The sequence below is a fragment of the Bartonella sp. B1098 genome, from assembly GCF_944896145.1.
Lineage (GTDB): Bacteria > Pseudomonadota > Alphaproteobacteria > Rhizobiales > Rhizobiaceae > Bartonella.
In genome coordinates, this window is record NZ_CALYLP010000002.1 from 811,039 (window position 1) to 822,772 (window position 11,734).

The window sequence follows — 11,734 nt, forward strand, 5'->3', positions numbered from 1 at the left end:
AATATTTTTGTAGATTTTATATAAGAAATGCTCTTAAGAATTTCTTCTCTCCTCATTTCAGAAGGAAATTTTCATGTGATAAAACTTTATTCTCTAAATCCTCGTTTTTTTGTCGTTGTCTTTCTCTGCATTCTTTTAATTGAGATCGCTGGTTTTATTTTTGTTGGTCAAGAAATTGGCATTCTGGCAACTTTGAGTTTGGTTATTCTCACAACTATAGTTGGGGTTGTTTTATTGCGAATTCAAGGGATTAGCCTTTTAAAAAACATACAAAATGAACTTATCCAAGGACGCACATTAGAAAACAATATTATTCATGATTCTTTCATCATGTTGAGTGCGATTTTGCTTATTCTCCCCGGTTTTGTAAGTGATCTCTTGGGAATATTACTTCTTATTAAGCCAATTCGCTCTGTTGCTTGGCATTTCTTTTCATCATTTAAAAACACAATGAATGCCAATACAAAAAGAAAAAATAATTCTGAAAAAATCATTGATCTTAACGCTGAAGATTACAAAATTCATGATACGATAGAATCTCCCTGGCGAAAAAATGATGATAACCATTGAAAGTCTTAAAAAAATCTGTAACGAACGAAAAAAATAATCAAGATAAAGAGCGCATTCCTTGCAACCTTTTGCAAGGCGTGATAACCAATTCGATCTTTAGATCTAAAATAAATACATATTATAAATGAGAGAGGTTCGTCGTATGGCCGAAGGTGAAATGAACAACAGTGGTGGAGAGCCGGTTTTTGCTGTATTAACGCAATATTTAAAAGATTTATCATTCGAGAACCCAGGTGCTCCTCATTCATTGCGTGCGCGTAAAAAATCACCACAAATTGATATCAATATTAATGTCAATGCTAACCCAATTGGTGATGATAATTATGATGTTGTCTTGTCTCTCTCCGTCAAAGCCAATGATAACACTGAAACCTTATTTCATGTAGAACTGATTTACGGGGGTGTTTTTCACCTTAAAAACATTCCACAAGAACATGTTATGCCACTGGTCTTTATTGAATGTCCCCGTCTTTTATTTCCATTTGCTCGCCAAATTATATCTGATGCTACTCAAAACGGTGGTTTTCCGCCTTTGTGGATTGATCCTATTGATTTTGCAGCCCTCTTCCAAAAGCGTCTCGCTGAAGAACAAAAAGACAATCAAATACAGCCTTCTTAAAAATTTGTTCTTTTGCTATCATAAAGCCCTTTAATATATTATTGGTATATTAGGGGCTTTTTTCCTTTAGACGACCTTTGCCGCATGATAAGCTGCAAGCATTGCAATATTGACAACATCTGTATCGCTTCCACTAAACGGTACAATTTGAACAGATTTTTCCAATCCAATTAAAATAGGACCGATGATGGTTGCTCCTCCAAGTTCTTGTAACATTTTGCTTGCAATAGAAGATGCGTGATAGCTAGGCATAACCAAAATATTAGCGGGCTCTGTTAATCCCATAAATGGATATTGCTGCATCAATTTGGAATTAAGCGCTACATCAGCACTCATTTCTCCATCAAATTCAAAATCAACTTTGCGCTCATGCAAAATATTAATCGCATCCTGAATTTGTTGTGTAACCTTCCCTTTCATATAACCAAACGTAGAAAACGCTAAAAATGCAACTTTTGGCTGATATCCAAATCCACGCACAAACGAAGCGGTTTGTTCCGCTATATCCGCTAATTCTTCAGCATTAGGATTTTCATAAACAGCAGTATCCGCAATAAACACAGTTCGATCACGGCAAATAGCCATTGAAATACCAATCAATCGTTCTTTTGGTTTTTCATCAATTGCTCGACGTATATCAACCAGCGCTGTTTCATAATTGCGTGTCACCCCTGTAACCATTGCATCCGCATCTCCTAGTGCCACCATACATGCAGCAAAATAATTTCGATCATTATTGATACGGCGATGACAATCACGCAACAGCCAGCCTTGACGCTGCATCTTTTTATAAAGATAATTCGCATAAGCATCTGTACGACAGGAAAGCTTAGCATTCATCACTGAAATACCTTCACGCTCCAGATCAATTCCAGCGATAACAGCCGTTTCTCTCACTTGCTCTTCGCGACCAACCAAAATTGCTTGTCCTAATTTTTGATGAACATAGGAAACAGCAGCCCGCATGACTTGCTCTTCTTCACCTTCTGCAAAAACAATTTGTTTTGGTGCTTGACGAACATGGTTATACACTCCACGCATCACTGAAGAAGTAGGATTACGTCTCGCATTCAAATCGCGCTCATAGGTCTCTAAATCATCTATGTTCTTTTGCGCAACACCACTTTCCATTGCTGCTTTTGCTACCGCACTTGAAACAACCGTCAACAAACGCGGATCAAAAGGAACAGGAATGATATAATTAGGACCAAATTTTAATCGCTTTCCACGATAGGCTTCTGCAACACTGTCAGGAACTTCCTCATGCGCTAAATTAGCAAGGGCCCTTGCCGCAGCAATCTTCATATCTTCATTAATAACCGTTGCGCGCACATCAAGCGCACCACGAAATATATAAGGAAAACAGAGAACGTTATTAATCTGATTTGGATAATCGGAACGCCCTGTTGCGACAATGGCATCCTGACGTACTTCTAAAACCTCTTCCGGCGTAATTTCTGGATCGGGATTAGCCATAGCAAAAATAATTGGCTGCGGCGCCATAGATTTTACCATTTCAGGAGTCAGTGCACCTTTAGCAGAAACCCCGAAAAATATATCTGCCCCTTCCATTGCTTCCATAAGCGTACGTTTATCCGTTCGAACAGCATGCGCCGATTTCCATTGATTCATGCCCCCTTTACGACCTTCATAAACCACACCCTTCGTATCACAGAGGATGATATTTTCAGAACGAAAACCCATCGCTTTAATCAGTTCAATACAAGCAATCCCAGCAGAACCAGCACCATTACAGACTAACCGCGTATTTTGCATATCGCGTCCTGTTAAAGCCAAAGCATTGAGAACACCAGCAGCCACAATGATTGCTGTACCATGTTGATCATCGTGAAAAACAGGAATATTCATCACTTCGCGTAGACGACTTTCAATCATAAAGCACTCAGGCGCCTTAATGTCTTCAAGATTAATTCCACCAAAAGAGGGTTCTAAATGACGCACTAAATTGATAAAATTTTCCGTATCGTTGATATTAATTTCTAAATCTATGGAATCAATATCCGCAAAACGCTTAAATAACACTGCTTTCCCTTCCATGACCGGCTTAGAGGCAAGGGCACCTAAATTTCCTAATCCCAAGATAGCGGTACCATTTGAAATAACAGCAACAAGATTGCCTTTTGCTGTATAGTCATAAGCGAGCGCTGGATTTTGAGCAATTGCCTTAACGGGAACCGCAACACCTGGTGAATAAGCAAGGGCTAAATCATGCTGTGTTGCCATAGACTTTGTTGCAACAATCTCAAGCTTTCCTGGTCGACCACGACTATGAAAATCAAGAGCTTCTCGTTCGCTCGCACTGTAAACTGTTTGAGACATTTTCTGATCCTGCTCGCTTTTTTTCATCTCACTTTATTTTCTCCAAAAACAGTGTAAATTTTGCTTGATAATGCTTATAGTTATTCAATTTGATTCATATGTTAGAAATCGCTATTCTTTAGCCTTAGCAAATCTGATGATGCGTTTCAATTTAGAGATAAATAAATATCGAAGTAAACAAAAAAGAGTAAATGCTTCACTGAAAAGGAACAGGCCACGTAGAAATGGATAAAAAAAACGACCATAAAAATAATTTAATTCCACAGCCTGCTTCCTCTCAAGAACGTCTTACACCTATGATGGAGCAATACATAGAAATCAAAGCTGTCCATCATGATTCCCTTCTTTTTTACCGAATGGGAGATTTTTATGAATTATTTTTTAATGATGCAATTGAAGCTGCTCAGGCTTTAGGAATCACACTCACAGCACGCGGAAAACATTTAGGGCAAGATATTCCTATGTGTGGTGTTCCCGTTCATGCTGCAGATGATTATTTACAAAAATTGATTGCTTGTGGTTATCGCGTTGCTGTTTGTGAACAAACAGAAGATCCTGCTGAGGCAAAAAAACGCGGCTCAAAATCTGTTGTTCGGCGTGATGTTGTTCGCCTTGTAACCCCTGGAACAATAACAGAAGAAAAACTCCTTGATCCAACACGCGCAAATTATTTGATGACACTTTCTCGGGTAAAAACCGTTGATGGAGAAGAGTTTGCCCTTTCTTGGATTGATATCTCGACAGGTATATTTCGTGTAACAGAAAGCCGCCAAGAAAAACTTTTAGCCGATATTATGCGTGTCGATCCACAAGAAATCATTGTTGCTGATTCCTTTTTTCATGATCAATTGCACAAATCACTTTTTAATGTTCTTGATCGTATCGTTTCACCTCAACCGGCGTGTCTCTTTGATACCCTCACTGCTGAACGCGATATTTGCACTTATTTTAAACTTTCAACGCTTGAAGGTGTTGCTGATTATTCACGCTGTGAACTCTCTGCCATCGTAGCTGCTATTCGTTATATCGAAAAAACACAAATCACGCATCGTCCCCCCCTCATGCAACCTGAGCGCCAAAATGAAAGCGCTACCCTTTTTATTGATGCTGCAACCAGACTAAGCCTTGAGCTTATTCGAACGACATCAGGTCAACGGGATGGAAGCTTATTAAAAGCTATTGATCGCACTGTAACAGGAGGAGGATCTCGCCTTCTCATTGATCGTCTTATTGCTCCTCTTACCATCCCTTCAGCTATTGATACGCGTTTGGATTCTATCGATTTTTTTCTCCGTAATCCTTCTCTTGCAGAAGCGATAAAGATCACCTTAAAAGGAGGACCAGATATGCCCCGCGCTGTTTCACGTTTGGCTCTTGGACGAGGAGGTCCCCGTGATATGGCAACGATTCAACGCGGCTGTGAAATCATTCGTGAAATTCATCAGCTTCTTAATAATGAGCTCCTGCCTCAAGAAATAAGTGATATACAACAGGTGTTTTCAAATCTACCCGTTGCTTTACATTGCCATTTAGACCAAGCATTGGCTGATGATCTGCCACTGCTTAAACGTGATGGTGGTTTTATTCGTTCCAATTATCATCAAGAGCTCGATGAAATGCGTGCTTTACGGGATGAATCACGCCGTGTCATTGCTGAACTTCAAGCACAATATGCCCAAGAAACAGATATTAAGACGCTTAAAATAAAGCATAATAATATTCTAGGCTATTTCATTGAAGTCACTAGTACTCAAGCATCTGCCCTTACAAATCACCCACAAGCTAAAGCACGCTTTATTCATCGGCAAACAATGGCAAATGCTATGCGTTTTACAACAACAGAGCTTGCTGACCTTGAAAGTCGTATTGCCCATGCTGCCAACCACGCCTTGACACTTGAACTGGAAATCTTTGATACGCTTGTTCAGGAAATTATCGAACAAGTTGATTTTATTCGTAAAGCCGCTGAAGCCCTTGCTATTTTAGATGTCTCTGTCGCTTTAGCACATCTTGCTGAAGAACAAGGATATTGCCGTCCTAAAATTGATCATTCACTAACCTTTCATATCACCGCAGGACGCCATCCTGTTGTTGAGCAAGCACTCCGAAAACAAGCCGCCGAATCCTTTGTTGCCAATCATTGTGATCTCTCTGTGCAAGAAAATCAGCAATATGCAGCAATCTGGCTTTTGACAGGACCTAATATGGGAGGAAAATCAACTTTTTTGCGGCAAAATGCGCTCATTGCGATTATGGCGCAAATGGGATCCTTTGTTCCAGCGGCTTCAGCACATATTGGCGTTGTTGATCGTCTGTTTAGTCGTGTTGGGGCTTCCGATGATCTTGCTCGGGGGCGCTCAACCTTTATGATGGAAATGGTTGAAACAGCAACGATTCTTAATCATGCAAGTCACCATTCTCTTGTTATTCTTGATGAAATAGGACGTGGAACATCAACCTTTGATGGACTTTCCATTGCTTGGGCAGCCGTTGAATATCTCCATGAAGTTAACCATTGTCGTGCTATTCTCGCTACCCATTTTCATGAAATGACAGCATTGACCGAAAAACTTGACAGACTGCATAATGTAACCATGAAAGTTAAAAATTGGGATGGTGATGTGGTTTTTCTCCATGAGGTCGCACCAGGAGCCGCTGACCGATCCTATGGTGTACAAGTTGCAAAGCTTGCTGGGCTTCCTCCAGCTGTTATTTCACGAGCAACAGATGTCCTCCATCAATTAGAACAAGGTGAAATGGCTGGAAAAGGACATAAACTCATTGATGATTTACCGCTCTTTTCACTTAAAGCAACCTCTCCTCTCAACGAAAAAAGCAACAAACATGATGTACTTCACGAAGCTTTAAAAAATATTCATCCCGATGAGCTCTCTCCTAAACAAGCTTTAGAAGCAATTTATCACCTCAAACAACTGGAAAAAAATAATCCTTTATAGGCCAATAAAACACTGTATTTTTTCTTGATTGTTCTGATGCATATTAGATTTTACGCACTATTATCACCGTTTTCATGCAAAATCTGTTAAAAAGCATTAAATGGATATAAAGAAAGCAAATGTATAGACATTTCCTCAAACCAATTGTTTATTTTCTTGTAAAATCCAACAATCATAGCACTGTATTTTTACTTCTCTCTCAAAACCTTATGTATCCTATGCACCCTGGTTTAAAATATTTTTCCAGAGCCAGGTAAAATAATCACCTTGGAATATTAGGAAAAATACTTACTCAATCTCTTATCACACCGTTTATTTTCCATAAACCGGACCTTTCACGTAATCATATGCTACGAACTGCACCCTTTGCAGCAGATGTTGTCATTGCAGCATAAGCTTTGAGAGCCTTTGAAACTTTGCGCTGACGCTTCTCAACCGGCTGCCAAGCATCTTTTCCTTTTGCTTCCATGTTAGCACGACGCTGCTTCATCTCAACGTCATCAACCAATATATGAATACTCCGGTTTGGAATGTCAATTTCTATGATATCTCCTTCTTCCACCAACGCAATTTCTCCTCCTTCAGCCGCTTCTGGTGAAACATGTCCTATCGAGAGCCCTGAGCTCCCCCCTGAAAAACGTCCATCCGTAACAAGTGCACAAACCTTACCCAATCCTTTAGACTTAAGATAACTCGTTGGATAAAGCATTTCTTGCATCCCAGGTCCCCCACGCGGTCCTTCATAACGGATTAAAACAATTTCACCTGATTTAATTTTATCATTTAAGATTGCTGAAACAGCTGAATCTTGGCTTTCAAAAATTCTTGCTGGACCTTTAAAAGTCAAAATTGATTGATCAACACCTGCTGTTTTTACAATACAGCCATCTTTAGCAAGATTTCCATAAAGAACTGCCAATCCTCCATCTTGTGAATAGGCATGTTCCCTATCGCGAATCACACCTTTTTCACGATCACGATCAAGAGTCTCATAGCGACAAGATTGGCTAAAAGCTGTCTGTGTTGGAATACCCCCTGGAGCAGCACGATAAAATGTACAAACTGTTGGTTCATTGGTTTGTTTCACATCCCAACGATCAAGAGCTTCTTTCATCGTTTTTGCGTGAACCGTATAAACTGATGTATCAATGAGTCCTGCCGCTTCCAATTCGCCTAAAAGCCCCATAATACCACCCGCGCGATGAACATCTTCCATATGGACATTCGCAACAGCAGGAGCAACCTTGCATAAAACTGGAACACGACGTGAAAGGTGATCAATATCCGTCATGGTAAAATCCACCTCGCCTTCTTGCGCCGCGGCTAAAAGATGCAGTACTGTATTGGTTGACCCCCCCATGGCAATATCAACGGTCATAGCATTTTCAAAAGCCTTGCGTGAGGCAATAGAACGTGGCAAAACTGTTGCATCATTTCTTTCATAGTAACGCTTGGTCAATGCAATAATCTGCCTTCCAGCTTCTTCAAAAAGCATCCGTCGATCTGCATGCGTTGCGAGTACTGATCCATTTCCGGGAAGCGAAAGCCCTAAGGCTTCTGTTAAGCAATTCATGGAGTTGGCCGTAAACATTCCTGAACAAGAACCACATGTAGGACAAGCAGCACGTTCCATTTCAGCAACTTCTTCTTCTGAGTTCTGTTCTGAAGCGGCGGCAACCATGGCATCAACCAAATCAACCCTTACGTCTTGATCTTTCCATTTAATCTTACCGGCTTCCATAGGACCGCCTGAAACAAAGATTGTTGGAATATTCAACCGTAAAGCAGCCATTAACATTCCAGGTGTAATTTTGTCACAATTAGAAATACAGACAAGAGCATCCGCACAATGGGCGTTAACCATATATTCTACAGAATCAGCAATGATTTCACGTGAGGGTAAAGAATAGAGCATTCCATCGTGCCCCATGGCAATTCCATCATCGACAGCAATGGTGTTAAACTCTTTTGCAACACCACCGGCAATGGCTATCTGTTGTGCAACCAATTGCCCAAGATCTTTTAAATGGACGTGCCCTGGTACAAATTGTGTAAAAGAATTTGCAATCGCAATAATCGGTTTACCGAAATCCGCATCTTTCATCCCTGTTGCACGCCAAAGACCGCGAGCTCCCGCCATATTACGCCCGTGTGTCGATATTCTTGAACGATAAGAAGGCATTATTTTTTCCCCTCAAATAATTTCATTTTGCTTGTTGTGCTGTAACTTCACTACAAAGACAAGAGCTTTAATATTCAAAAAAGAAAAATACCTTGTACTGAGGCATTTGAAGCACAAAATTAAAAGCCCTGCATAAACTTCCTCATAAAGACACAAAGCTTTTATTTTTCTATGACCTGTTAATCAACATCTAATCCCAGCGTAAATGCATGTTTGAAACAAGTGTCAAAACGGTTCAACGCAGCACAAATTCTTCCAGACTTTTATATGCTAGATTTAGCGCGTATCTTGCATCTATCTGTTTGCGTAACTTCTAGTATAAGAAAACAACCTAATGGGTGAAGAATATGAAGGTCTAATGGTAAAACTTACCATATCCTTACACTTTAAGCTTTATGCCTTTCAAAAACCTCCATAGTGATATCCCAAATCAAGCCCGTGAATGGCATCAAGGCCCCATAAATGAATACACTTATAGAGCACCACTCCTCCCTTTACACTTATTTGAAGAGGAATACAGCTCAATGCCCTTTAATTGAGAAAAAACGGACAAAATTTAAAAGAGCTTAAGTTTTTTCTCGTAAAGCGCAATCTAGTGTAGAGTGACAATTTGGAGTTCGTGCTCATTGGCTCCAGCAAGAGCAATAGAGCGTTCATCGGATAAAATGATAGGATAACCTGTTTCACCAAAAAGCGCCCATATGGTAATGCCTGGGGTCATAGGTGGAAGATCTGGAAAGTTTTTAGCCAGATCATCTGTACAAACCTTTTTTAAATAAGCAATCTGTCCCGCATCAGAGTAGGACGTGTTCTGAAACGATAAGCTTTGTTTATGTTCTCCCATTTCACTGTTCCTTTACGCCTTAACTTTTATGACTCACCACTACTGACTTTAATTGGAATCTGTTTTATTTCTTTTTTTAGTTTTGGTTGATACAGATTAATTGATAAAAGACCATTTTTCAACTCGGCATTTGTAACATTCATCCCTTCCGCAAGAACAAAGGTCCGCTGGAATTGCCGCGCAGCTATACCGCGATATAAATATTGATGATTTTGATTGTCTGTTTGTTTACCATGAATAACCAATTGATTATCATCGAGCAAAATATTAAGATGATTAATCTTAAATCCAGCAACAGCTAAAGTTATCCGGATATGATTTGCATCATCGTTTTTATGTAAACGTTCAATATTATAGGCTGGGTAAGCCTCATCAGCTTTACAGATACGTTGTAATATTTTTTCTACGGTTTCAAATCCTAAAAGAAAAGGATTGGAGAAAGGTGTCACATGTGTCATTCATGAGTATCCTCTTTAAAGCGGCTTTACTTGACCAAACCCTATATAAAGTGTTCGCTGCATTCTTCTCATATGGCGAGCGTGAATGATAACTTCAAGAGAGATGATTAAGAGAGTTCCATGGCTCAAAGTAACATAAAAATACCTCGAAATACTATAAAAATATCAAAAGTGCGAAATTTATCTGGTATATTATATAATGAAGATGAAATTGCAGAAATATTTCGCCGTTTTTCTGTGCAACGCCCGACACCTAAGAGTGATCTTAGCTATATAAATACTTTTACGCTTTTGGTTGCCGTTGTTCTTTCAGCTCAAGCAACAGATGTAAGCGTTAATAAAGCGACAAAAGAACTCTTTCGCCTTGCTGATCAACCAGAAAAAATGATTGCATTAGGAGAAGAAGAAATAGCATATCATATTCGTTCAATTGGTCTTTGGCGTGCAAAAGCACGTAATGTTTATGCACTTTGCAACTGTTTAATGGAGCAATATGGTGGTCAAATCCCTGATACGCGTGAAGCACTTATGGCCCTTCCAGGCGTGGGGCGCAAAACAGCTAATGTCGTTTTGAATGTTGCTTTCGGTCAGCCTACCTTGGCGGTCGATACACATATTTTTCGCTTAAGCAATCGTCTTGGTTTGGCACCTGGCAAAACACCAGAGATTGTTGAGAAAAAATTATTAAAAATTATACCGATTCATTATCTTCGTCATGCGCATCATTGGCTGATTTTGCATGGGCGTTACATCTGCCAAGCACGTAAAGCACAATGTAGGCAATGTATTATTGCGGATCTCTGTAAAGCCGCAAGCAAAACAAATGCTATTCCGGCACCTTTGGTTGAAATTCAAGGCAATGGAGCGCCGATTTTTTTGTAATGCGCTCTTGCTATTTTGTGTATACTAGCTTATGAAAACGTCTCTGGAGAACCGCCCGGCAGGGCATGCCGTGGCTGTTTAAATGCTTATTCAAGTGTTGGTCCACTTGAATGGATAAAATATTCGATTGAATTAATTAATGTATGGAGTAGCAAAATGCCCAAGATGAAAACCAAATCATCCGCTAAAAAGCGGTTTAAGATCACTGCGTCAGGCAAAATTAAAGTAGCAGCCGCCGGTAAGCGCCACGGCATGATTAAACGTTCGAATAAATTTATTCGCGATGCACGTGGAACAATGGTTTTGTGTGAACAAGATGCTAAAAAAGTTATTCACCATTATTTGCCGAATGGTCATTAAACCTTGCGCTTTTGATTTTGAGGAGATTATAATATGGCACGTGTGAAAAGAGGTGTGACAGCACACGCTAAGCACAAAAAAGTTCTTAAACAAGCGGAAGGCTTTTACGGTCGGCGTAAAAATACCATTCGTGCTGCTAAGGCAGCCGTTGATCGTTCAAAGCAATATGCTTATCGTGACCGCAAAAATAGAAAGCGTACTTTCCGCGCTTTGTGGATTCAAAGAATTAATGCGGCTGTTCGTGCAGAAGGTTTGACTTATGGGCGTTTTATTGACGGCTTATCAAAAGCCGGTATTGAAGTTGATCGTAAAGTTCTTTCAGATATAGCAATCTATGAGGCAGAAGCATTTTCTGCTTTAGTTGCTTCGGCAAAAAAAGCTTTAGAATATTTAAAAGATACAACGCCCAATGCTTTTGAAAGCGCTGTCAAGTAAGCCAGTCGTGTTCTCTTAAAGCATTTATTTATTCGAGGTCCCGTGCTGGCTATTGCGAGTGCGGGTTTTTTTTATTAAAAAAATAGG

Annotated in this window: 10 protein-coding genes; 6 read left to right on the forward strand and 4 right to left on the reverse strand. The window is 39.9% G+C overall.

Annotation, left to right across the window (positions count from 1 at the left end):
• Nucleotides 1–75: 75 nt before the first annotated feature.
• Both NNJ85_RS03465 and secB read left to right on the forward strand, forming a co-directional pair.
• A complete protein-coding gene (locus NNJ85_RS03465) occupies nucleotides 76–570 on the forward strand; it encodes an FxsA family protein (protein WP_254473552.1) in 495 nt (164 codons plus the stop codon).
• Between the two features lie 142 nt (nucleotides 571–712).
• On the forward strand, nucleotides 713–1,189 hold the full coding sequence (secB, locus tag NNJ85_RS03470) for a protein-export chaperone SecB (protein WP_254473553.1): 477 nt from the start codon (nucleotides 713–715) through the stop codon (nucleotides 1,187–1,189).
• A 66-nt stretch (nucleotides 1,190–1,255) separates the two neighbouring features.
• On the opposite strand, the gene NNJ85_RS03475 is transcribed toward secB, so the two are convergent.
• Complete coding sequence (locus NNJ85_RS03475) at nucleotides 1,256–3,556, reverse strand: NADP-dependent malic enzyme (RefSeq protein WP_254473554.1); 2,301 nt, start codon at nucleotides 3,554–3,556, stop codon at nucleotides 1,256–1,258.
• 197 nt (nucleotides 3,557–3,753) lie between these two features.
• Between NNJ85_RS03475 and mutS the strand changes: the two genes are divergently transcribed.
• Nucleotides 3,754–6,486 (forward strand): DNA mismatch repair protein MutS, encoded by a 2,733-nt coding sequence (mutS, locus tag NNJ85_RS03480; RefSeq protein ID WP_254473555.1) that lies wholly within the window; start codon nucleotides 3,754–3,756, stop codon nucleotides 6,484–6,486.
• Between the two features lie 343 nt (nucleotides 6,487–6,829).
• Here mutS and ilvD read toward each other — a convergent pair whose 3' ends face one another.
• The 3 genes from ilvD to NNJ85_RS03495 form a co-directional block, all read right to left on the reverse strand.
• Nucleotides 6,830–8,668 carry a dihydroxy-acid dehydratase gene (gene ilvD, locus NNJ85_RS03485; protein WP_254473556.1) on the reverse strand — a complete coding sequence of 613 codons (1,839 nt, stop codon included), beginning with the start codon at nucleotides 8,666–8,668 and terminating at the stop codon, nucleotides 6,830–6,832.
• 592 nt (nucleotides 8,669–9,260) lie between these two features.
• Entirely contained in the window at nucleotides 9,261–9,512 is a 252-nt protein-coding gene (locus tag NNJ85_RS03490) for a DUF1150 domain-containing protein (protein WP_005774433.1), read from the reverse strand.
• Between the two features lie 26 nt (nucleotides 9,513–9,538).
• Nucleotides 9,539–9,970: an Hsp20 family protein gene (locus NNJ85_RS03495; RefSeq protein WP_254473557.1), complete on the reverse strand. Its 432-nt coding sequence runs from the start codon at nucleotides 9,968–9,970 to the stop codon at nucleotides 9,539–9,541.
• Between the two features lie 120 nt (nucleotides 9,971–10,090).
• On the opposite strand from NNJ85_RS03495, the gene nth reads away from it, so the two are divergent.
• The 3 genes from nth to rplT all read left to right on the forward strand — a co-directional run bounded on the left by nth (nucleotide 10,091) and on the right by rplT (nucleotide 11,647).
• Nucleotides 10,091–10,852 carry an endonuclease III gene (gene nth / locus NNJ85_RS03500; RefSeq protein ID WP_371923318.1) on the forward strand — a complete coding sequence of 254 codons (762 nt, stop codon included), beginning with the start codon at nucleotides 10,091–10,093 and terminating at the stop codon, nucleotides 10,850–10,852.
• Between the two features lie 156 nt (nucleotides 10,853–11,008).
• Nucleotides 11,009–11,212 carry a 50S ribosomal protein L35 gene (gene rpmI / locus NNJ85_RS03505; protein WP_120100283.1) on the forward strand — a complete coding sequence of 68 codons (204 nt, stop codon included), beginning with the start codon at nucleotides 11,009–11,011 and terminating at the stop codon, nucleotides 11,210–11,212.
• A 33-nt stretch (nucleotides 11,213–11,245) separates the two neighbouring features.
• Nucleotides 11,246–11,647: a 50S ribosomal protein L20 gene (rplT, locus tag NNJ85_RS03510; protein ID WP_005774428.1), complete on the forward strand. Its 402-nt coding sequence runs from the start codon at nucleotides 11,246–11,248 to the stop codon at nucleotides 11,645–11,647.
• Nucleotides 11,648–11,734 lie beyond the last annotated feature (87 nt).

What these genes read in the sequence shown, in the direction of transcription:
- rpmI (WP_120100283.1), top strand. Translation starts at nt 11,009, where the DNA reads ATGCCCAAGATGAAAACCAAATCATCCGCTAAAAAGCGGTTTAAGATC.
- nth (WP_371923318.1), top strand. Translation starts at nt 10,091, where the DNA reads ATGGCTCAAAGTAACATAAAAATACCTCGAAATACTATAAAAATATCA.
- rplT (WP_005774428.1), top strand. Translation starts at nt 11,246, where the DNA reads ATGGCACGTGTGAAAAGAGGTGTGACAGCACACGCTAAGCACAAAAAA.
- NNJ85_RS03475 (WP_254473554.1), bottom strand. Translation starts at nt 3,556, where the DNA reads ATGAAAAAAAGCGAGCAGGATCAGAAAATGTCTCAAACAGTTTACAGT.
- mutS (WP_254473555.1), top strand. Translation starts at nt 3,754, where the DNA reads ATGGATAAAAAAAACGACCATAAAAATAATTTAATTCCACAGCCTGCT.
- NNJ85_RS03495 (WP_254473557.1), bottom strand. Translation starts at nt 9,970, where the DNA reads ATGACACATGTGACACCTTTCTCCAATCCTTTTCTTTTAGGATTTGAA.
- secB (WP_254473553.1), top strand. Translation starts at nt 713, where the DNA reads ATGGCCGAAGGTGAAATGAACAACAGTGGTGGAGAGCCGGTTTTTGCT.
- ilvD (WP_254473556.1), bottom strand. Translation starts at nt 8,668, where the DNA reads ATGCCTTCTTATCGTTCAAGAATATCGACACACGGGCGTAATATGGCG.
- NNJ85_RS03490 (WP_005774433.1), bottom strand. Translation starts at nt 9,512, where the DNA reads ATGGGAGAACATAAACAAAGCTTATCGTTTCAGAACACGTCCTACTCT.